Genomic DNA, 21,364 nt, shown 5'->3' with positions numbered 1-21,364 from the left:
TCAAGGCAGTCAGTCTTGTCGGCGGGCTCTCGTCGCCAGGGCGAGCAGCCGGGGGACCACCTGCGGGGCCGCCTCCAGCGGGACGACGTGCCCGACCCCGGGCAGCACCACGGACGTCCCGTTCTCCACCGCGCCCGCCAGTTCTTCGACGTCGGCGGTGGGCACCAGTTTGTCGCGCTCCCCCACGATCGCCGTCACCGGAACCGCACCGACCTGCGACAACGCCGATTCCCGCGTGTAGGCGTCCAGTGCGGGTCGGAACGCGGACACCGTCTGGGGCCAGTTGCCGCGGATCATCCGGACGGTCAGTTCGACGTCGCCGGGCACCGGGTCGTCCCCGAAGAGCCACCACCGCAGGCCGGCGGTCACCGCCTTGCTGGTGTGCTCCCGCACCAGGCCGATCAGCTTCGTCCCGAAGACCATTTCGAGGTCGCGGCCGAGTTTCCCGAGCGCGTTCGGCCAGATCGCGTCCGGGGTGACGCCGCCCGCGGACATGGCGAGCAACCCGATCCCCGCCACCCTGGCCGCGAAGACGTCCGGATGCCGCTGGGCGAGCGAAAGGATCGCGAGCCCGCCCATGTCGTGACCGACCAGGACGACACGACCCTCGGGAATCACCTTCTCCAGCACCTCGGCGAGATCGTCGGCGAGATGCCCCATCGTCGCCGACGCGGCCCGGACCTCACCGGACTCGCCGTGCCCGCGCTGGTCGTAGGCCAGCACCGCGATCGGCTCCTCCGCGGCCTCGGCCAGCACCGGCGCGACGGCGCGCCAGCTCCGCCTGTCGAGGGCGTACCCGTGAAGGAGCACCACGGTCACCGGCGCCGACGGATCACCCCAGCGTTCGAAATGCAGGGGTGTTCCGTCGGCGGCCAGCAGACCGGACATCAGGCGGAGCGGAGGAAACGGTCGAGCACCCGCACGCCGAACTTCAGCGCGTCGACCGGGACACGCTCGTCGACGCCGTGGAACAGCGCCGAGAAGTCGAGGTCCGCGGGCAGCTGCAGCGGGGCGAACCCGAAGTTGCGGATCCCGAGGGACTGGAACGACTTCGCGTCCGTGCCGCCGGAAAGCATGTACGGGAGCGTGCGGGCGCCCGGGTCCTCGGCGAGGACCGCGGCGGTCATCGCGTCGACGAGGGCGCCGTCGAAGGTCGTCTCGACCGGCGGCAGCTCCATCCACTCCTTCTCGATGTCCGGGCCGAGGATCTCCTCCAGCTCGGCGTTGAACGCCTCGAGACGGCCGGGCAGGATCCGGCAGTCGACCGAGGCTTCCGCGACCGAGGGGATCACGTTGGACTTGTAGCCCGCGGTGAGCATCGTCGGGTTCGCCGTGTCGCGCAGGGTCGCGCCGATCATCCGGGAGATGTTGCCGAGCTTGGCGACGGACCCCTCGATGTCGTCCTCGGGGAAGTCCCAGCCGGTGATCTCGGTGACGCCGTCCAGGAACTCGCGGACGGAGTCGGTCATGACCAGCGGGAAGCGGTGGTTGCCGAGCCTGGCGACAGCCTCGGACAGTTTGGTGACGGCGTTGTCGCGGTGGATCATCGATCCGTGGCCCGCGGTGCCGCGCACCCGCAGCTTCATCCAGCGGATGCCCTTTTCCGCCGTCTCGATGAGGTACGCGCGGACGTTGTCCTTGAGCGTGATCGAGAAGCCGCCGACCTCGCTGATGGCCTCGGTGACCCCCTCGAACAGCTCGGGACGGTTCTCCACCAGCCACTGCGCGCCGTACTTCCCGCCCGCCTCCTCGTCGGCGAGGAACGCGAAGACGAGGTCGCGCGGCGGCACGATGTTGTTGATCTTGTAGTGGCGGGCCAGCGCGAGCGTCATCGCGCACATGTCCTTCATGTCCACGGCACCGCGGCCCCAGACGTAGTCGTCCTGGATCGCGCCGGAGAACGGGTGCACCGACCACTCCGAGGCGTCGGCGGGGACGGCGTCGAGGTGACCGTGGATCAGGAGCGCGCCCCGGGACGGGTCGGCTCCCGGCAGCCGGACGATCACGTTGTGGCGGTTCTTGCCCCCGGACTCGACGTAGGTGATCTCGTAGCCCGCGTCGGTGAGCTTCTCGGCGACGTACTCCGCCGCGGCGCGTTCACCGACGAGCGTGTCGGGATCACCCGTGTTGGTGGTGTCGATGCGGATCAGTTCACTGGTGAGGGTGACTGCCTCTTCGGCGGCGGCTTCGATCAGATTCGGTTCGGTCACCAGGCATTCCTACCATTGGTGGAGCGTGCCGACCCGTCACGACCGCCGCGTGGACACGTGTGAAGACCCACTCCCGCGGACGGCGGCGCCACCAGGCATGTCCGGCGGCCTGCGAGTCCGATCGGCGGTATGGGTGCCGACCGGTCGTGGATAACGTCGGAGTCCGCGAGAGTTCCGGCCGTAGCGCGCGTGCGGGGCCGAATTCGCGCACTGGGGAATGCCTTGAAACAACTCTGCCGGATGGCCCGCGCCTGGAGGTACCGGAGTGTCCGGAACACTTGCCCGTCTTCCGTTGTCCCAGGACGTCGTGCCCGAAAGCAGGCCCCCTCGCTGGGCGGTGTGGCGTTCGCCGTCCGATCAGCCGCGCTGGGCCCGGCCGGTGTTGCTGGGCATCGCGGCGGTGGCAGCGGTGCTGTACGCGTGGAATCTGCCGGCGGTGGACTTCGCGCCGCTGTATTCGGACGCCGTGAAGAGCATGTCCGGGAGCTGGAAGGCGTTCCTGTTCGGGGCCGTGGACGCGGAGGCGACGTCCACTTTGGACAAGCTGGCCGGCTCGTTCGTGCCACAGGTGGTCTCGGCGAAGATCTTCGGGTTCCATGCCTGGTCGCTGGCGTTGCCGCAGGTGATCGAGGGCGTGATCTCGGTGCTGGTGATGTACCGGGTGGTGCGGCGCTGGGCCGGTGTGGTGCCCGGTCTGCTGGCGGCCGGGATCTTCGCGTTGACTCCGGTCGCCGCGTCGATGTTCGGGCACAGCATGCAGGACGGCGCGCTGGTGATGTGCCTGGTGCTGGCCGTCGACGCCTATCAGCGGGCGGTGCTGGAGGGGCGGTTGCGGTCGCTGGTGTGGGCCGGGATCTGGGTGGGGCTGGGTTTCCAGGCGAAGATGCTGCAGGCGTGGATGGTCTTGCCCGCGCTGGCGATCGGTTACCTGCTGACCGCTCCGGTCGAACTGCACCGCCGGGTGAAGCACGTGGCGATCGCCGGTGCGGTGACGCTCGCGGTGTCGCTGTCGTGGATCGCGCTGTACACCTTCACCCCGCCCAGCGCCCGGCCCCACATCGACGGCAGCACGAACAACAGCGCCTTCGCCATGGTGTTCGGCTACAACGGCGTCGGCCACCTGGGCATCCAACTGCCCGGCGCCAGGAAATTCGACAACGACGGCGGCGCGATCGACCCGCAGCGGATGGCCGGGCAGCGTGACATCCTCCCCGCCAAGCGGGGAAATCCCGACGAGGACCCGACGAAAGCGACGAGCAGACCGGTCCAGAAGGGCTGGGCCAAGCTGTTCGACGGCCACCTCGCCGTCGCGGTCGGCTGGCTGTACCCGCTCGCGTTGCTGGCCCTGCTGTGCGGACTGTGGTGGCGGCGCCGGGCCGGGCGCACCGATCCGGTGCGCAGCGGACTGGTGATGTGGGGAGTGTGGCTGCTGACCTTCGGTCTGGTTTTCAGCGTCGCCGATGTCCCGCACACCGCGTACGTGGCCTCGCTCGCGCCAGCGGTCGCCGCGCTCTCCGCCCTGGGCATCGTCCTGTTCTGGCGCGCGTACCGGGAGGGCGGCAAGCGGGCTTGGCTGTTGCCACTCGCGGTGGCGTCCGAGGTGGCTTGGGCCGCGTGGCTGTGGTCGCACTACCCGAATTTCCTGCCGTGGGCGAAGTGGGGTGCGCTCGCGCTGGGCGTGGCCGCTGTCGTCGCGCTGGTCCTGGCGCGCGTGGTCAAGACCACCTCGCCCCGCCTGGTCACCGCCGGGCTCGCCGCCGGGGTCGCGGCCGTGGTGGCCGCGCCCGCCACGTACGCGATCTCCGTGCTGGACCCCGATTACTCCGGCATGTCCTTCGACGCCAACGCCGGCCCGGAGTCGGGCCGGATTCCCGCCGCACCGCCCACGCCGGCCAACGGGGCGGGTGGGTGAGCCGGGCCCCGGAAAGGCCGGTGACGGCGTGTCTTCCCGACAGGCCAATGGTGAGGTGAATCTTGCATTTCTCCTGGATCGGGCTCGATTCTCGAGGCGTCCCGTGTGACGTAAAGTGAGCCGCTGTGCTCAACACAAGACTTTCGGTCGGCCTCTTCGTAGCGGCCGGCGCCCTCGTACTGGCCGCGTGCGACAGCTCTGCCGCGCCGGACGCTGCCAGCCTCGACCCTGCGAAGTGCGCTGACCCGAATTTCGCCAGTGCTCACAAGGATTTTTGCGTCGACAACGCCTCCGTGCCGGAGACGCCGGCAACCGAAGCCGCCACGTTGTCCAACGGCTTGAAGGTCAGGATCGGCTCCGCGAAGTCCGAGACCGTGGATTCGAACGCCTACGACTCCGGCCCAACCGAGAACGTCGTGGTGACAATAGCCACCGAGATCACGAATACCGGCAACGCGACGCTCGTCTTCCCCACGGCGAAGAGCAACGTCCGCACGGAGTTGTCGTACGGCGCCAACCACGCCAAGGCGACGAACTCGGCCGTTCAGAAGAGCGGCCCCACCGACCTTCCGGAGCAGCTCGTCGCGGGCGGATCGGTGACGATGATGTCGACCTTCACGATGCGCGCAGGGGGCGCGGACAACGTCGTCTTCCGGTTCAACCCTGACAGCACCACCACAGACGACATCACCTTCACGAACGTCCAGACCTTGTACAAGTAGCGCTCGCGCGCCTTCTCCGCCGGCTACCTGCTGCGGGACGTCACCGCCAGAAGGAAACCAACCAGCACCACCACAGGTGGAACCGCGCTCGGGATTTCTTCATCCGCACGCCGTGATGCCACAGCACCATCACGACTATGGCGCCCGCGCTGAGCAGAGTCAGCGCACTGCCCATGACGATCACACGAGTGTGCTTGTCACCTTCGTCGAATTCCGCGCGTCGCTCGTCCGGCCACACCCGGATGTGTACCCGGCCGCCGCCCCGGTAGGCCGCCTGGCGGCGCCCCTTGTCGTACTCGAAGGTCTCCGTCCTCGTCACCCCGTCGAGTCCGGTGTATTCGACGTCCGCGGTCTTGCTCCCCTGAGGCCCGGTCGCCACGACCCGCCCCGGGACGAGCCCAGCCGACCGGTTGACATCCACAGCGAGGGAAACACCGAGCCACAGCACCGCGAGCCCGCAGACCAGCAACATCGGCGGAAGCCACGAAACGGCCATCTCAGGCAGCCGGGATCTCGACAACGTCATGCTCTCAGTACGCTAAGGACGCTGTCGCGGTTGCCTCAGTGGTGACGGCTGCGCCGGGGTTCCACCGATCCGTGTTCAGCGGCGATCCTGAGGAATCCGGCGATCGAAGGCGACCTGCTCCCCGGGCGCCAGAGCGCCAGGGTCCGGTACGGCGTCACGTCACCGACCGGCCGGTAGACGACGTCCGGGCGGACGTTCACGGCGGCCAGCGAGGCGGGCACCAGTGCCACGGCCTGCCCGAAGGAGACCACGTCCAGCAGCTGGGCGGTGTCGCGCACGACCGGCCCGTCGGAGCGGCGATCGGGATGGCCGAGCCAGTGACCGGGCTCGACGATCCGCGCATCCGCCCATCTCGGAGCGGGCTCGGCGATCAGATCGGCGACACTGAGCACGTCGCGACCGGCGAGCTCGTGATCGGCGGCGAGCGCGGCGACGCGCGGTTCGGTCGTCAGGAGCTCGGTTTCGAGGCCGTCGCCGTCCACACAGGCCGCGATCGCCAGATCGGCGCGCCCGTCACGGACCAGCTCGGCCTGTTCACCGAACCCGCTCACCACCACGCGGATCTCCACCGCGGCCGGATCCTCCCGGAAGCGTTCGCGAACGCGGTGCAGCAGCCGGGTGGCCACTCCGGGTTTGGCGGTCACCACGAGCGCGTTCCCGACCCGCCGCGTCCGGCGGACGGCGACGTCCAGAGCGGCGAGGACCCTCGCCGACTCGGCGAGAAGGGTCTCCCCCGCGGGCGTCAGCGCCAGCCGCCGCCCGGTGCGGTCGAACAGTTCCGCGCCGATCCGGCGTTCGAGTCCGCGGATGGCCCGTGACAGCGGCGGTTGCGCGATACCGAGACGCCTGGCCGCGCGGGTGATGTTCAGCTCTTCGGCGACGGCGCGGAAGTAGCGCAGTTCGCGGATCTCCGGATCCGGCATACCGCCAGGGTAGGGCCCGCACACCGGATCGGTGCTTCTGTTCGGGCGCGGGGTCGGCTGGAGTGAGGACATGCACACGCACGAAGTCGCGCTCGTCACCGGCGGCAACAAAGGCATCGGCAAGGAGATCGTCCGGCGACTGGCCGCGCGCGGACTCACCGTCTACCTCGGCGCGCGGGATCCGGAAGGCCGCGCGGCCCTACCGGGCGTCCGGTCCGTCCGGCTCGACGTCACCGACGAGGCCTCCGTGGCGGCGGCGGTCGAGACGATCGAGGCCGAGACCGGCAGGCTGGACGTCCTGGTCAACAACGCCGGCATCACCAGCGAATGGGGTCTGCGCACCGCCGACTTCACGGCCGCGCACCTGCGGAACGTATACGAGGTCAACGTTTTCGGTGTCGTCACGATGATCTCGGCCTGTGTGCCCTTGCTGCGCCGCTCCCCCAACCCGCGCGTGGTCAATCTCTCGAGCGGGCTCGCCTCCCTCACCTCGCTGAGCGATCCGGAGATTCCCCTGCCCACCGAAGGATTCCTCGCCTACAGCTCTTCCAAGGCCGCACTCAACGCCTTGACCCTGCTCTACGCCGAAACCCTCCGCGCCGACGGCATCAAGGTCAACGCCGTCAGCCCCGGCATGGTGCCGACCGACCAGAACGCCGGGGCCCCTTTCCCGCGCGGGCACCGCACCGTGGCCGAGGGTGCGGCCGTTCCGGTCCTGCTCGCGACGATCCCCGTGGACGGCCCGTCCGGCGTCTTCCGCGGCCCGGACTCTCTCGAGGACGTCATCCCCTGGTGACGTGGTGGCGAGTACGGCGTCCCGTCCAGCGCCCTGTCCAGGTTCGGACGGACGACCTCGGCGTAGAACAGCTCGGCCAGCTCGAGGCCGGGAAGGAATGACCGCGTCACGCCGGCCACCCTGGCAGGAACGCGCGACGGCAGGCCAGCCGATATCCAGCGCGATGAAGACGTGGCGACCCGATCACCGCTGGCCATTCCCCTGAACAGGTGAGCCGGATTGATCCGGAAGACACACCGTCGGGTCGACGTGAACGATGGATCAGGTCACGAGTACCGCACGGGGAGGCTCCATGTCGGCCGAATTCGACCAGCTGGTCGCCGAATTCGAGAAGTTCCAGTCCAGAATCCAGAACGTCGACGATCGGTTCGCGAACATCGGCGGGATGCAGGACGAGCTGAGCAGGCTCGAGGCGACGGCCACGTCGCCGGACCGCTCGGTGACGGTGGTGGCGGGCCCTGGAGGCGCCGTCATGGACGTCAAGTTCACCGAAGAGGCTCTGCGCCGGAGGCCGGAGGCGCTTTCCGCCGCGGTGATGTCGACCATCCAGCAGGCCGTGGCCGAATCGGCCCGGCGGCAGGCGGCGATCGTCGAGGACCACATGGGCGACGACCTCCACCTGGTCGACCAGGTGCTGGAGACCCAGGCCGAGCTGTTCGGGACCACAGTCGAGGAGCTCAGGTCGAAGATGGACGAGACGGCACCCATGCCGCCCGCGGCCGAGCAACACGACGACTTCTCCGAGCGCTCGCTCCTGCGCACCGACGAGCCCGAACCGCCTCGGCCCGCTCCGCCGGCCCCGAGCAGCGGATCCGACGGCGACCGCTTCCTGAAGGACCTGTTCGACGAGGACGGCCGCTGATGCCCGACGGTGCGGTCAACGGCGGATACGAAGTCGACCCCGCCGCGTTGCGCCGCTACTCCGGCGAGCTCGGCAACTACGGGGGCCAGACCGGGAAGCTGAAGGAGATGGTGGGCCAGGCGGACGTCGGCAACGAGTCCTGGGGACTCGTCGGACTGTTCACCAAGGACGGCTACACGCAGACCTTGCAGTCCCTCAAGGGCTTGATGGAGGCCATGGCCAAGGGCCTCGACAGCGCCGGCTCGAAGATGACCCAGGCCGCCGACATCTACCAGGGCATCGAAGAAGACCACGTGACGACGTTCAACAAGATCGAAGTGAAGATCGACGGGCCGAAGACCGGGGGGAAACCGTAAATGGCCGAAGTCCAGGACGTGACCGCGGGCATGTCGATGAAGTCCTACCAGGGCGACACCGTCATTCCCGGGATCAACACCGAGAACGCGATCAAGAAGACGCCGATCGTCGGCGACGCCGTCCAGCTGGGCAAGGACTCCGTGTCCGCCTACAAGCAGGTGTTCGACGGCAAGACCCAGGCCGACGGCGCCGACATCGCGATGGGCGTCACCACCATCGCGCTGGACGCCAAGACCCTGATCCAATCCGGTTCGCAGACCATCGTGGACATCGCGACGGATCCACTCGGCTGGCTGATCGGGCAGGGACTGAGTTTCCTCATCAACGTCGTCCAGCCGGTGCAGGACGCCATCCACTTCGTCAGCGGGGACGGCCCGGCGCTGAGCAAGGCGGCGGAGAACTTCGGCGCGCTGGCCAAGGCGCTGCAGGACATGTCGGTCAACTTCGACCAGGTCGCGGACGAGCGGCTGGCGGGCTGGGCCGGTGACGCCGGGACAGCGGCGAAGAAGGGACTCGCCGAGTTTTCCAGCGGTATCAACGGTGTCGCGGCGAAAGCCGGGGACATGGCGCAGATGCTGCAGCTGAACAGCATGGTGATGACCTTCATCGAGGAGCTGATCAAGGCGATCCTCACCGAGGTCATCAGCTGGCTGATCACGCTGTGGGTGCCCGCGATCGCCGCGGCCGTCCCCACCTGCGGCGCCTCCACGGCGGCCGCCGGTGCCGCGACGCCGCCGAAGCTCGCGGCCACGGCCACGAAGACGACCGGGTTCGTCAACCGGCTCCGGAAGCTCCTGTCCGACGTGCTGGCGTGGCTGCGCAAGATGCAGGCCAAGCTCGCCGACAGCAAGATGGGCAAGTTCCTGACCGACGGCAACCGGGCCACCGACCGGTTCGCCGACCGGATGAAGAACACCAAGTCCGGCAAGGGTTACGTCGACGCGCTGATGGGTGAGAAGGGCATGCTGGGCAAGCGGCTCGACACACCCCGTCCGGTGTTCAACGCGACGAAGGACGCCGTGGACGTCGACGCGACCCTGCGCGGCGAGATGCTCAGGGACGTGGGCAAGGCGGCGAAAGACGGCGTCGTCAAGGGCCTGACCGGTTCGACGACCGGGGACTGGCAGGACAAACGCGGCCGGGCGATCCTCGACGCCGGTGGCAAGGTGATCGGCTACGCCAAGGACGGCAAGAAGGCCGCGGACCACGGTGACCGCGGCCAGGAGCAGTCCGATGAAGAGACCAAGAACGACCTGGATTTCTGAACGACGACGGAAGGTATTCGGGATGGTCTCGGCGCTCGATGCCGATTCGCCGATCGCGACCGTGTTCGGCGCGATCCTCATGCTCGTGGTCGGGGCCGGGCTCCTCGCCGTCGTGCTGATCGTCGCGTCCAAAATGAGCGGACGGCGGGAGCGCCGGCACTGGATGGCGGGCTTCGCCGCCGAGGTGTCCGGCACCTTCCACAGCGAGCACGGCAAGACATCGCCGGGTTTCGGGGTGGATCCCGTGAGCCTCGAACGGCCGCTCGCGGAGGCGGCGATCGTCCGGTGCGTGGAGTTCAGGTACCGCGATCACGACTTCGTCGGCGTCGACTATTTGGACGACCGGCACCAGCCGGGCGGGGACAGCACACCGCGGGCATTCCATTCGGTCCAGCTGCGGGTGCCGGAGTCGGCCCCGCTGTTCGTGTCCGCCGACGGCGCGTTCCCGACCCGCGTCATGCGGGAGTTCGAGCAGGTGAAGACGTTCGACCGGGACTTCGACGGGGCGGTGAAGGTCCGCGCGGCCGACCGCGAGCGGGCCGCGGAGCTGCTCACCCAAGAGGTGCGTGACTGGCTGCGCGCGGAAACGCGCCTCACCCAGTGGCCCGTGTACCTGGAGCGGGCGACCCTCCGCACCGGCGGGCAACGGCCGCTGACCCGGGAGACGCTGCTCGCGGAGGCCGATTACCTGATCGACGTCTCCGGCCGGCTGCCCACCGATCGCTTTTAGGAGCTTGAACACGAGCTATTGAGGGAAAGGGCAGCTCAGCGTGTGCCGGGTGTTGACGATGAAGGAATTAGGACGTTGAGTGTCCCGATTCCTTCATCGTCGAAGGGTAAGAGCGTGCCACCCCCACAACCTCACGACCGGCAGTCGAGCGGGGAAGATTCAGGACGCTGAACATCCGGAATCCGCCTACGAACACGACACGTTTGCCCCTCCCTCAAGAGGTTCCAGAGCCGTCGTGACTGACGAAGACGGTCGTTCGAGCGTCCCGGCTATCCGTCGTCGTCAGGGAGCCTGTCGAGGACCCGTTCGAGTGCGGGGCCGATGACATCGAGCTCGGCATCGGTGAGCGCGCCGATGAAGTACCGCCGGACGGCGGCGACGTGCGCGGGAGCGGCGGCGACGATGGCCGTCCGGCCCGCTTCGGTGAGCCGGACCATCGAACCGCGCGCGTCCTCGTTGCACTCCTCGCGGACGACGAGGCCGCGCTTCTCCATCCGGATGATCTGGTGGGAGATCCGGCTGCGCTCCCAGCCGACCATCCGGCCGAGGTCACGCGCCCGCAGCACCCCGTCCGGAGCCTCCGAAAGCGGCACCAACAAGGTGTACTCCGCGGCGGACAGCCCCGCGTCCTGGACCAGCTGACGCTCCAGCACCGAGGTCAGCCGCGGCAGCACGTCGATCATCCCGCGCCACGCGCGCGCCTCACGCTCGTCGAGCCAGGGCGCCTCATCCATTGGTCTCAATCCCTACGTGTCGGTTCCCGCACCGAGCCTATCAGCGATGTTGACGCGTCACCGAAAACCCAGTAGATGTAGATGCGTCAACAAAACCGGGTGACGATAGGGAGAGCCGCGTGGTGGACGCCGTCAAGGCGACCGGGCGCGAGAAGCTGATCATCGCGGGTCTCGAAGCGCATGACATGGCCGTACGGCGCATGATCCAGGCTGGCGTGGTGCCGATGACCTGGGTCGCCTTCGCCTGGGAGACGCAACTGCTCAACACACCCGCCCCCACCACCGGCGCTCGCGCCCAGCAGCGCCAAGAGAAGAGATGAGAGAACCGATGACCGACTCCACGACAACGAGTTGGCCGAGCCTGCGGGTCTCGGACTGGACGCCCACCCGCGAGACCCTGCACATGTGGACCCAGATCGTGGGCAAGATCCGCATGGCCCACACTCCCCTGCTCAACCACTGGTGGCAGGTGACGCTGTACGTCAGCCCACGCGGGTTGACGACGTCGGCGATCCCGTACCGCATGGGGGCCTTCGAGATCGAGTTCGACTTCGTCGGCCACCGGCTCGAGATCCGCAGCAGTGACGGCGGCGCGGGGAGCCTCCCGCTCCGGCCGATGCCGGTCGCCGAGTTCTACACCCGGATCCTGGACCTGCTCGACCGGCTCGGGATCGAGGCATCGATCCGGCCACACCCCAACGAGGTCGAGCCGGCGATCCCCTTCGCCGAGGACCACACCCACGCCTCCTACGACGGCGAGGCGGCCGCCCTGTTCTGGCGGCAGCTGCTGCAGGCGAACCGCGTGATCGGCGAGTTCCGGTCGCACTTCGTCGGCAAGGTCAGTCCCGTCCACTTCTTCTGGGGAGCCATGGATCTCGCCTGCACCCGGTTCTCCGGGCGGACGGCTCCGCCACACCCCGGCGGAGCGCCCAACTGCGGCGACTGGGTCATGGTCGAAGGCTATTCCCGGGAACTGTCCAGCTGCGGGTTCTGGCCCGGCGGCGGTGAGGAAGGCGCCTTCTACTCCTACGCCTACCCCGCACCCGAGGGGTTCGCCGACCAGCCGGTCGGCCCCGAAGGCGCGTACTACAGCACCGACTTCCAGCAGTTCCTCTTGCCCTACGAGGTCGCCCGCGCCGCACCCGATCCCGACCGCGCCGTCGCCGATTTCCTCCGCACCACCTACGAGGCCGCCGCGAACCTCGGGCACTGGGACCGCTCCGCGCTGGAAGACGACCCCTTCCGCTGGACTACCTGAGGCTTTCGATCCTCGAACCGCTATTCGCACACGCTAACGGCGTGCCGAGTCCCTTTCGGACCCGCTGGGTTCCTTGGCCTGGCTGGCGTAGTGGGCGGTGACGATCGCGCCCGACATGGCCAGGATCAGGCCCGCGACCGTGAAGGCGGTGAAGCCGTCGCGGACGCGGTCGTCGAGGAAGACCAGGCCGATGACCGAGGACAACGCCGTGTTCGTGGTGAACATGATCGCGTTGACCGCCGTCGCGCCCCCCTTCTGCAAGGCCAGGGCGAACGCGACCGCGGCGGCCAGGCCGTTGAGGATCATCCCCCACACGGCCGGTTCCGCCAGCACGGCCCAGCCCGATGACGGGAGTTCGAGGGTGCGCGCCGAGACACCGACCATGCTGAACCCGACTCCCGTCGCGAAGCCGAGCACCTGCGCGGCCCAGGGACGGTCGAATCGCCTGAAGTACCAGGCGATCGCCCCCACGACCAGTGCCATCGCGGGCAGTACCCAGCGCCACTCCGACGGGAGCACCTTGGCGGGCCCCGGCTGCGCCGACAGTCCCAGCAAGGCCAGACCGACCGCCCCCACACCCAGCGCGACCCAGCCCGCCGCCGCCAGGCGGGTGCCCATGAACGCGGTGATCGCGGCCGTCACTCCCACGCTGAACGCCAGCACCGACTGGACGAGGAACAGCGGCAACCGCTGCAACGCGGCCGCCGCGCAGGCGAAGCCGACCAGGTCGACGCCGATGCCCAGGAAGTAGATCCATTGGCGCCGCAGGTGCACCAGGTCCAGCGCGGTGCCGCCGAAAGCGCCCGCGCGGCGGACACCGATCGACTCCAGCACCGAGCCGCTGCCTGAGGCCAGCGCCGCCAGCAGCGCGAGGATGTATCCGACGATCACCCCCGCAGTCTGTCAGCCGGTCTCGAAGGCCCGAGCCCGTACCGTGGCCCGACGTCGGCTACCGGATCGGGTGATCATCGAAATGCGGTGCCTCCGGCGCCTGTCTTACGTTGTCTTCCTGACGTGAGGGAGACTCGATGACCACGACCGCCGAGGTCAGCAGGCCGGACGTCACCCCACCGGTACTGAGCCGCAAGCGCAGGAACGCGGTGTTCGGGGCGGTCGTGCTCGGCATGTTGCTCGCCGCGCTGGATCAGACGATCGTCGGCACGGCGCTGCCGACGATCGTCGGTGACCTGGGCGGCGCGGGGCACCTGTCCTGGGTGATCACGTCCTATCTGCTCGCCGAGACGATCATGACCGTCGTCGTCGGGAAGCTCGGCGACCTGTTCGGCCGCAAACTCATGTTCCAGCTGTCGGTGATCGTGTTCACGGTGGGCTCGTTCTTCTGCGGGTTCGCCGACGACATGATCTGGCTCATCGTGGCCCGCGCGGTACAGGGCCTGGGGGCGGGCGGGCTGATGGTCACCGCGACCGCGCTGGTGGCCGACGTCGTGCCCCTGCGCGAGCGGGGCAAGTACCAGGGCGTGCTCGGTTCGGTCTTCGGTGTCGTCACGGTGCTCGGCCCGATGCTGGGCGGGCTGTTCGTGGACCACCTGTCGTGGCGGTGGGCCTTCTACGTCAACGTCCCGATCGCGGTCGTCGTGCTGATCGTGGCGGCGAGCGCGATGCCGAAGGTGAAGGCCGCGGCGAAGCCGGTGATCGACTATCTGGGCATCCTGCTGATCGGGCTCGCCGCGACCGGGCTGACCCTGGTCACCAGCTGGGGTGGCACGCAGTACGCGTGGGATTCGCCGACGATCATCGGGATGGCGATCGGCTCGGTGATCCTGCTCGTGCTGTTCGTCTTCGCGGAGAAGCGCGCGAAGGAACCGACCCTTCCGATGCGGCTGTTCCGAAATCCCGTGTTCGCCGTTTCGGCGATTCTGAGCTTCGTCGTCGGCTTCGCGATGCTCGGTGCCCTGTCTTACTTGCCGACGTATCTGCAGTACGTCCACGGCATCTCGGCGACCAGCTCGGGGGTGCGGATGCTGCCGATGGTGATCGCACTGCTGGTGGCCGGCGTCTTCGCGGGCAACGTCGTCGGCAAGACGGGGCGGTACAAGATCTTCCCGATCGCCGGCGGGGTCGGGCTGACGCTGGGCCTGTACCTGCTCTCGCGGCTGACCCCGACGAGCGGATTCTGGGAGATGTCCCTCTACTTCGCCGTCCTCGGGCTGGGGATCGGTTTGAGCATGCAGGTACTGGTCATCGTCGTGCAGAACACCGCCGACTACCGCGATCTCGGTGTGGCGACCTCCGGGGTGACCTTCCTCCGGTCCCTGGGTTCTTCGTTCGGAGCGGCCATCTTCGGCACGATCTACGCCAATCAGCTGGCCCCGAACCTGGCCGCGGCGGGCGCGGAGCATCCGCTGCCGCCCGGGATCGATCCCAAGGCGGTGCAGGTCCCGAACGCGCTGCACGCTTTGCCGGATTCCGTGTCGGCACCCTATGTGCAGGCGTACAGCGATTCCTTGCACACGGTGTTCCTGTACGCCGCTCCGGTCGGACTCGTGGCGCTGGTGCTGGCGTTCTTCCTGAAGGAGGTGCCGTTGCGGGACACCTCGCGAGCGGCCGCGCCGGACCTCGGCGAGGGTTTCGCGATGCCGGAGTCGGGCAACGGCGACCAGGACCTCGAACGCGTCGTCGGCCGCTTGCTGGCCCGCGAGGGGAAGGCGGCGTCCAGCGGTGTCCTCGCGAAGTCCGGATGCGACCTCGACAACGGCGGGCTGTGGTGCCTGGGGCAGATCCGGCTGCGGGAACGGCGGAACAAACCGACGTCCCTGGCGGTGATCGGCAGCCGCTACGGCATCCCGCCCGAGGTGTTCGAAGCCGCCTTCGCGCGGCTCGAGTTCACCGGGCACCTGGCCTTCCGGTCCGGCGAATGGGTCACCACGGCGGCGGGACGCGCCGAACTCGAGAAGCTCATCCGGGCGTGGAAGAGCTGGCTGGCCGAGCGGCTCCTGGATTGGGGTCTGGAAGGACACGAAGAACTCGACGCGGCGCTCGGCCGGGTCGCGAACCGGATCCTGGACCAGGCGGCCGAGGACCGGCCCAGCGGGAAGCACGCGGCGGCCGTCTGAGCCTGAGCACCAGGGGAAGAAGGTCACCCCCTCGCTACCCCCGGTGTAGGGCTGACCCCACCACGAATCAGCGGGTTGACCCGGTGGTTCAGGGAGCCGTGAACGGCGATGCTGGAACCGATCGATCCGAAGTCGTCGAACGAAGGAAAAGCATGTCGCGAGTGGATTCCGTACGCCGCAACCTGATCCGGACAGTCAGTGTCGCGCTGGCAGGGGCGTTCTGCGCGATCGCGGCGGCCGGCAGTGCCGATGCCGTGGTGAACGGGAGGAACTCGACCGAGCGCTACCAGTTCATGGCATCGATCCCGGAGGTCGTGCCCGAGATGAACAACGCCAAGGGTGTCTGCGGGGCAGTGCTGATCCACCCGCAGTGGGTGGTGACCGCCGCGCACTGCGTCGACCCTGGCAACAACCCGGCCGTTCCCGAGGGGACCGTGCGCATCGGCAGCCAGCGGCGGACCTCCGGCGGCACCGTGCGCGAAATCGACCGCTGGGTGCGTCATCCCGGCTACCGGCCTGGTCAGCCGAACAAGAACGACATCGCGCTGGTTCGCCTGGACCGTCCGGTCTCCGAACGGCCGATCCGCGTCGCCGATCGTCCCGGCCGCCCCGGCACACCGACCCGCTTGCTGGGCTTCGGCACCACGGTCGACACCGGCGACCTCACCAAGGCGGTGTTCCCCGAACGACTCCAGGAGCTCGACACCCGCCGCGGGGCGGAGTCCGAGTGCTCGCCCGGCTACGCGGATCCGACCCGGCTGTGCACGATCAGCCGCAAGCGCGACGCGATGGCGTGCATGGGCGATTCCGGCGGGCCGCAGATCCAGTACGGGCGAGCGGGCCGGTGGGAGCTGATCGGCGTCACTTCGGGACCCGGTGACGACGACGTCCCCTGCGCGAACGGCCCCGGCCTCTACACCAGCGTTCCCGCCTACGCCGACTGGATCCAGCGCACCATCCACGCGCGTGCCCGGTGAATTCCACTCACCCTTTCCGCCGCGCGAATCTGCGCGCGGCACAAGCGCATCGCGCATATCCACGCATTCACGAACAATGGCTGGATAATCGCCCGTCGCATTTCGCCGTCCAATAGAGCAGGAGCACTAAGACTCTATTCGATTGCACCTGGCCGGAGTACACCGGATAAGGGGGAGGAAGTCTCACCTCCTTTCACGGACAAGCTCAAAGGTGAGGTGCAGCTGTGCTCGAAGTCGAACTCGACATCTTCTCAGGTATGCCCAATCCGACCTGGACCCTCTCGGAGCGGGAGGAACGGGAACTCATCGAAAGAATCTCGGCCGATCCGGCGCAGGTGTCGCCGGCGGTCACTCCGGACGAGCAGTTCAGCCTGGGTTACCGGGGACTGCTCGTCCGGCTCGTCAAGACCGATGGTGGACCACGGAGCGAACTCACGTCCGCCTGGGGCACTTCACTCCCCACCGAATTCCGGATCGGCAGCAAACCCGCGACGGAACCCGTCGCCGACTGGCTTTTGGGGACGTCCGAGGCGTATCCGGACGCCGGAGTCGACGACGAGCTGCGCGAAGTCGCGTCGAGCGGTGTCGATCTGGTGCAGTCGTCCTTCGACGCCGTGGATCCGGCGAGCTTCGTCAGTCGTCGCGCGGACGGCGCCGCCATATCCGGACTCGAAGGCGAGGGAGCGCACGCGCCCAACGAACCCGGGGGTGACGTTCATGTCGAAGGTGCGAGCTGGTGGGACTGCAATTCCAACTACTTCAACGCGAACGCGTCCCTGTTCAATCAACCGGAGCATGTCGGCAGGAACAACTGTTACTGCTTCGCCAGCAACCATCTGGCGGGCGCGCGTTTCGCGCGGCCGGGCAAGCGCGGCGGACACCCCGCGACGTCCATCACCTGCGGCGGTGTGACCAACGGTCTTTACGCCGACGGCTGGAAGGACGGCTGCCAGACCAACGGCCTGACGATCGTCCTGGTGATCTGGCCGAACCGCGACTACCACTTCTACCGGCTGGTCACCGACGCGCCGTACTGGTGGTGGGGCCACAAACCGGGCGCGACACCCGCCAAGTACACCGATGACTGCGGTCACAGTATTTACCAGTACAACGGTCAGGGATACGCTCCCAACAACTGCTGCCGCGGGAATTACACGAACTTCTGCGGATACTTCTACCAGAACAACAGCACAGCCCTCGTCGCCTAGGAGCCGCCATCACCGCGTATTCCGGTCTCCGGTGGATCCTCCTGGCGCTCGTCCTCTGTGCCTGCAGCACGGTGCCGACGACGTCAGGAGGAAACACCGCCGTGGCCGACAACGCAGCCGTCGAACTCGACATCTTCTCCGGGATGCCGAACCCGGCTTGGACCCTTCAGCAGGCGGAAGCCACCGAGTTCCAGCGCAGGCTCGAGGCCCTGCCACCGGCCGCGGCCGGCCGGATCGACAACAATCTGGGCTACCGGGGCTTCGTCGTGCGCAGCGGCGGGACCACCGTGCTGGTGCAGCGAGGGATCGCGCAGGTCACCCGGGAAGGCGGAACCCTGTTCCACACCGACTCCGGCCGTGAACTGGAGCGATGGTTGCTACGGACGGGCAAACCGTTCATCGACGCCGGGACCTTCGCGCTCGCGGAGCGGGAGCTCGGCAAGTGACGGACGAACAGCTGATCGTCGAATTCGCGCTGACCCGGCTGGACAATCCCGGCCTCGACCTCGAGGAAGTGGCCACGCTGACCGTCCGGCGGCTGGGAGAGGACCGGATGCTGGACTTCGCCGGGCGCACCCTCGTCAGCCGCGGCGAACTGCGCGGCGCCGCGTTCCCGGCCGCGGTCGAGCACGTACTCCGGGTCGTTCTGACGTTGCGCGGCCCGGACGAGTGATCCGCCGTCGGCGCGGGCCGGACCCCCAGTGAAACCGGCCCGCGCCCGAAACCACGGCGGGCCCCCTGCGCCCGCCGCGAGTTCCCCGCCACCAGACCATGGTGCGGCCGGGACCGGTCCCCGCGTATGGGTGCCGGGACCCCATATTCCGGCGGTGAGCGTGCCGTACCCCGTCGTCACTCTCCGGGCACCTTCGTGTGTGCGCTGAATGTGGGGGTCCCGCCCCCATGTGCCGGTCACGGCGAACTGAAAGCATGAACGCCGTGACGCCCCAGCTCCCGGCGACGTCCCTGCCGCTGAAGTGGTGGGTGCACGGCCAGACCCCGCGCGAACGGACAGCGGACAAGCCCAGGTGGGCGGACTTCGCCGAACACGCCGTCACCACGCTTCTGCCGAAGCGCCCCCCAGTCGGTGACTGGTGTGTGGCGTTCGCCGGGGTCTTCAGGTCGTTCGTCGACGCCGCCTGCCGTGACGCGGTCCCCGGCGACCTCGCCGGTGTGGACGTCGACGCGCTCCGCCGGGGTTTCGCGGCTCAACTCGACCAGCATCTGCTCAAGCTCTCGGTCCGCACGCTGGTCCTCGAACTCCACCGTGCCCGCAAGGCCGGGACCCTCAAGGGCGAGACGCCCGAAGATCGCTTCTCGGACTTCGCGCGCAGGCAATCGACCCCTGACGGACTCGTCCGGCTGTTCAGCGAATACCCGGTCCTGGCCCGGCTCGTCGCGCAGGCCTGCCTCCACGCCGCCGAAGCCCACGCCGAAATGCTGACCCGCTTCTCCGCCGACGCCGCCGCGCTGCCCGGCTCGGTCGCGGACGGTGACCTCGGCACGCTGGTCGAGGTGGCGGGCGGGATCGGCGATTCGCACGTCCGTGGACGTTCGGTCAAACTGCTCCGCTTCTCCGGCGGCGCCAAGGTGATCTACAAGCCTCGCCCGCTGATCCTGCACGAACGCTTCACCGACGTCGTCGAACGGCTCAACAAACGGCTGCCCGGCCTCGAACTGCGGACCGCCGACGCGGTGCCGCGCGACGGGTACGGCTGGCTCCGGTTCGTCGAGCACCGGCCGTGCGCCGACATCGCCGACGTCGACCGCTTCTACCGCCGCCAGGGCATCCTCCTGGCGCTTCTGCACGCACTCGACGCGACCGACGTCCACTACGAGAACATCATCGCCAGCGGCGACCAGCCGGTGCTGATCGACATCGAGACGCTGTTCCAGCCGTCACCGCCCGATCAGCCGGACGGCGACCCCGCGGCGGCGATGCTGGCCAGGTCGGTCCAGCGCACGCTGCTGCTCCCCCAGCTCTTCGCCGGGGAGCACGGCGCCGTCGACATCTCCGGGCTCGCCGGGCGCGGCGGCAGGCTGCCCACCGACCGGGTCGACTGGGCCGATCCCGGCACCGACCACATGCGGCTGGTCCGCGTGCCCGGCGAGCTCGCCGGAGGGAACAACCTTCCTCGCCTCGACGGCCGAGACGTCACCCCAGCCGAGCACAGCGCGGCGCTGCTGGCCGGGTTCCGGCTCGGCTACGACGCGCTGTCCACCGTGCGGGACGAGCTCGCCGAACATCTCCAGCGCTGCGCCGAGGACCCCATCCGGGTACTCATCCGGCCGACGAACTTCTACTTCCGACTGCTGGACGAGACCACCCATCCCGACCTCCTGCGCGACGCCGCCGACCGCGACCACGCGTTCGACCTGCTCGAAGAGGATTCGATGGGCGACGAGAAGCTGCTCCGGCTCGTGCCCCACGAGCGGGCCGACCTGTGGGCGGGCGACGTCCCGATGTTCACCTCGAACCCCGGTTCGACGTCGCTGCTGGATTCCTGTGGCGAGAGCATCGAAGGCGTGGTCGACCGGCCGTCGCTGGACACCGTGCTGGCGAAGGTCGCCGACATGGATCCGCTCGACCAGCGTGATCAGGAATGGCTGATCTCGGCCACCCTCGCCATCAGCACGGCGACCACCGGGCACCACGACGGTGGCGAAACGGTGGAAACGGCGGTGCCGAACCAGGCGCCCGACGCGGAACGGCTGCTGATCACCGCTTGCGGCATCGCCGATCACATCGTCGCCAACGCCTTCTCCGATGAGCGCCGCTCCAACTGGCTCGGCATCGAACTCGTCGACGACCGCTACTGGACCGTGCTGCCGATGGGCGCGGGGCTCGGCGAGGGCTACTGCGGTGTCGCGCTGTTCCTCGCCCAGCTCGCCGAGCTGACCGGGATCGCGCGCTACCGCGATCTGGCCGCGTACGCGATCGCCCCGCTCCCCGGTCTCTTCACCACCCTCCGGGCGGACCGCGAACTCGCGGCCACCGCCGGCTGTGGAGGGCTTCTGGGACTCGGGGGCGTCGCGTACACGATCGCCAGGCTCAGCACGCTGGTCGGACTTCCCGCGGGCGACCTCATCGAGCAGGCCGTCGAGCTGATGCCCGACGCCGGCCCCGAGACGCCGTCCGGGTTCACGACGGGACTCGCCGGCGGTGTCGCCTCGATGCGCTCCGTGTATGTCCAAACAGGACTCGACGCGGCTCTCGCACGGGCCGACCGCTACACCGCGCAGCTGCTCGACCGCGAGTGTCCACACGAAACCGGTTTCGCCCGCGGTGCCGCCGGGATCGACTGGGTCCTGCGGGCACACGACCGGACAGGCGAAGAACCGTGCGGAAAGGCGGACGATCGGGCGGAAGGCACCGGCGGCTGGTGCGACGGCCTCGCGGGCGCCGCCCTCGGCGTCGCGGCCCACCTGCCCGATCCCGCCCCCGCACAGGAGCTGGACCGGACGATCAAACGGCTGGCCGACGGGGCACCCCTGAAGGATCTCAGTCTTTGCCACGGCGAGTCCGGAGTGCTGGAAGTGTTGTGCGTGCTGGCGGAGAACGGGCACACTGGCGCCGCCGCCGCGGTGCGTCGCCGGACCGGTCATCTGCTCGCCGCCGTCGACCAGCGTGGTGCTCGTTGCGGGACTCCCGGGGCGGTCTCCGCGCCCGGGCTGCTGAGCGGCCTGGCGGGCATCGGCTACGGCCTGCTGCGGCTGGGATTCGGCGACCGGGTCCCGTCCGCGCTGCTGCTCCGCCCCGACCGCCCGCATCCGGCGGCCACCATCGTTCCGCCGTCAAACCGAGGATGAGGA

At 68.7% G+C, this 21,364-nt stretch carries 21 protein-coding genes; 15 read left to right on the top strand and 6 right to left on the bottom strand.

The window, feature by feature from the left end; genetic code table 11:
- Nucleotides 1-9 precede the first annotated feature (9 nt).
- Nucleotides 10-888, bottom strand: coding sequence for an alpha/beta fold hydrolase (locus ACLJRM_RS17895; RefSeq protein WP_101608015.1), 879 nt, complete (start codon nt 886-888; stop codon nt 10-12).
- Nucleotides 888-2,210 (bottom strand): M20/M25/M40 family metallo-hydrolase, encoded by a 1,323-nt coding sequence (locus ACLJRM_RS17890; protein ID WP_101608016.1) that lies wholly within the window; start codon nt 2,208-2,210, stop codon nt 888-890. The genes ACLJRM_RS17895 and ACLJRM_RS17890 overlap by 1 nt, the downstream gene beginning before the upstream one ends.
- A 265-nt stretch (nt 2,211-2,475) precedes the next feature.
- On the opposite strand from ACLJRM_RS17890, the gene ACLJRM_RS17885 reads away from it, so the two are divergent.
- Both ACLJRM_RS17885 and ACLJRM_RS17880 read left to right on the top strand, forming a co-directional pair.
- On the top strand, nt 2,476-4,122 hold the full coding sequence (locus ACLJRM_RS17885) for an ArnT family glycosyltransferase (protein ID WP_410663650.1): 1,647 nt from the start codon (nt 2,476-2,478) through the stop codon (nt 4,120-4,122).
- A gap of 125 nt (nt 4,123-4,247) precedes the next feature.
- On the top strand, nt 4,248-4,844 hold the full coding sequence (locus ACLJRM_RS17880) for a hypothetical protein (protein WP_410663649.1): 597 nt from the start codon (nt 4,248-4,250) through the stop codon (nt 4,842-4,844).
- A gap of 40 nt (nt 4,845-4,884) precedes the next feature.
- Here the strand turns inward: ACLJRM_RS17880 and ACLJRM_RS17875 are convergent, their stop codons facing one another.
- Nucleotides 4,885-5,370 (bottom strand): hypothetical protein, encoded by a 486-nt coding sequence (locus tag ACLJRM_RS17875; RefSeq protein WP_410663648.1) that lies wholly within the window; start codon nt 5,368-5,370, stop codon nt 4,885-4,887.
- Nucleotides 5,371-5,405: 35 nt separating this feature from the next.
- Nucleotides 5,406-6,293: a LysR family transcriptional regulator gene (locus tag ACLJRM_RS17870; protein WP_410663647.1), complete on the bottom strand. Its 888-nt coding sequence runs from the start codon at nt 6,291-6,293 to the stop codon at nt 5,406-5,408.
- A gap of 70 nt (nt 6,294-6,363) precedes the next feature.
- On the opposite strand from ACLJRM_RS17870, the gene ACLJRM_RS17865 reads away from it, so the two are divergent.
- The 5 genes from ACLJRM_RS17865 (at nt 6,364) to ACLJRM_RS17845 (ending at nt 10,303) form a co-directional block, all read left to right on the top strand.
- The gene (locus tag ACLJRM_RS17865) at nt 6,364-7,089 is read left to right on the top strand and encodes an SDR family NAD(P)-dependent oxidoreductase (RefSeq protein WP_410663646.1); all 726 of its coding nucleotides are present in this window, start codon (nt 6,364-6,366) and stop codon (nt 7,087-7,089) included.
- Nucleotides 7,090-7,381: 292 nt separating this feature from the next.
- Complete coding sequence (locus ACLJRM_RS17860; protein ID WP_410663645.1) at nt 7,382-7,951, top strand: YbaB/EbfC family nucleoid-associated protein; 570 nt, start codon at nt 7,382-7,384, stop codon at nt 7,949-7,951.
- A complete protein-coding gene (locus ACLJRM_RS17855) occupies nt 7,951-8,307 on the top strand; it encodes a WXG100 family type VII secretion target (RefSeq protein ID WP_101608022.1) in 357 nt (118 codons plus the stop codon). Before ACLJRM_RS17860 ends, ACLJRM_RS17855 begins: the two co-directional genes overlap by 1 nt.
- Nucleotides 8,308-9,573, top strand: a complete 1,266-nt coding sequence (locus ACLJRM_RS17850) for a WXG100 family type VII secretion target (RefSeq protein ID WP_410663644.1) — start codon at nt 8,308-8,310, stop codon at nt 9,571-9,573.
- Between the two features lie 22 nt (nt 9,574-9,595).
- Nucleotides 9,596-10,303, top strand: a complete 708-nt coding sequence (locus ACLJRM_RS17845; RefSeq protein WP_101608024.1) for a hypothetical protein — start codon at nt 9,596-9,598, stop codon at nt 10,301-10,303.
- A gap of 269 nt (nt 10,304-10,572) precedes the next feature.
- On the opposite strand, the gene ACLJRM_RS17840 is transcribed toward ACLJRM_RS17845, so the two are convergent.
- Complete coding sequence (locus ACLJRM_RS17840) at nt 10,573-11,037, bottom strand: MarR family winged helix-turn-helix transcriptional regulator (protein ID WP_410663643.1); 465 nt, start codon at nt 11,035-11,037, stop codon at nt 10,573-10,575.
- Between the two features lie 119 nt (nt 11,038-11,156).
- On the opposite strand from ACLJRM_RS17840, the gene ACLJRM_RS17835 reads away from it, so the two are divergent.
- Both ACLJRM_RS17835 and ACLJRM_RS17830 read left to right on the top strand, forming a co-directional pair.
- Nucleotides 11,157-11,357 carry a hypothetical protein gene (locus ACLJRM_RS17835; protein ID WP_410663642.1) on the top strand — a complete coding sequence of 67 codons (201 nt, stop codon included), beginning with the start codon at nt 11,157-11,159 and terminating at the stop codon, nt 11,355-11,357.
- An 8-nt stretch (nt 11,358-11,365) separates the two neighbouring features.
- Complete coding sequence (locus ACLJRM_RS17830; RefSeq protein WP_410663641.1) at nt 11,366-12,295, top strand: DUF5996 family protein; 930 nt, start codon at nt 11,366-11,368, stop codon at nt 12,293-12,295.
- A gap of 33 nt (nt 12,296-12,328) precedes the next feature.
- Here the strand turns inward: ACLJRM_RS17830 and ACLJRM_RS17825 are convergent, their stop codons facing one another.
- Nucleotides 12,329-13,186 (bottom strand): hypothetical protein, encoded by an 858-nt coding sequence (locus ACLJRM_RS17825; protein ID WP_410663640.1) that lies wholly within the window; start codon nt 13,184-13,186, stop codon nt 12,329-12,331.
- A gap of 137 nt (nt 13,187-13,323) precedes the next feature.
- Between ACLJRM_RS17825 and ACLJRM_RS17820 the strand changes: the two genes are divergently transcribed.
- The 6 genes from ACLJRM_RS17820 (at nt 13,324) to ACLJRM_RS17795 (ending at nt 21,361) form a co-directional block, all read left to right on the top strand.
- Nucleotides 13,324-15,369, top strand: coding sequence for an MDR family MFS transporter (locus ACLJRM_RS17820; RefSeq protein WP_410663639.1), 2,046 nt, complete (start codon nt 13,324-13,326; stop codon nt 15,367-15,369).
- A 152-nt stretch (nt 15,370-15,521) separates the two neighbouring features.
- A complete protein-coding gene (locus ACLJRM_RS17815) occupies nt 15,522-16,346 on the top strand; it encodes a S1 family peptidase (protein WP_101608029.1) in 825 nt (274 codons plus the stop codon).
- A gap of 224 nt (nt 16,347-16,570) precedes the next feature.
- On the top strand, nt 16,571-17,554 hold the full coding sequence (locus tag ACLJRM_RS17810; RefSeq protein WP_101608030.1) for a hypothetical protein: 984 nt from the start codon (nt 16,571-16,573) through the stop codon (nt 17,552-17,554).
- Nucleotides 17,555-17,655: 101 nt separating this feature from the next.
- Nucleotides 17,656-18,000 (top strand): hypothetical protein, encoded by a 345-nt coding sequence (locus ACLJRM_RS17805; RefSeq protein ID WP_101608031.1) that lies wholly within the window; start codon nt 17,656-17,658, stop codon nt 17,998-18,000.
- Nucleotides 17,997-18,227 (top strand): hypothetical protein, encoded by a 231-nt coding sequence (locus ACLJRM_RS17800; RefSeq protein ID WP_410601112.1) that lies wholly within the window; start codon nt 17,997-17,999, stop codon nt 18,225-18,227. Before ACLJRM_RS17805 ends, ACLJRM_RS17800 begins: the two co-directional genes overlap by 4 nt.
- A 254-nt stretch (nt 18,228-18,481) precedes the next feature.
- Nucleotides 18,482-21,361, top strand: a complete 2,880-nt coding sequence (locus tag ACLJRM_RS17795; protein WP_410663638.1) for a type 2 lanthipeptide synthetase LanM family protein — start codon at nt 18,482-18,484, stop codon at nt 21,359-21,361.
- Nucleotides 21,362-21,364: the final 3 nt, after the last annotated feature.

It is taken from the genome of Amycolatopsis sp. lyj-84, from assembly GCF_046549075.1.
Classification (GTDB): domain Bacteria; phylum Actinomycetota; class Actinomycetes; order Mycobacteriales; family Pseudonocardiaceae; genus Amycolatopsis.
The sequence above is the reverse complement of the archived record's forward strand: the minus strand, read 5'-3'. Positions and strand labels throughout refer to the sequence as shown.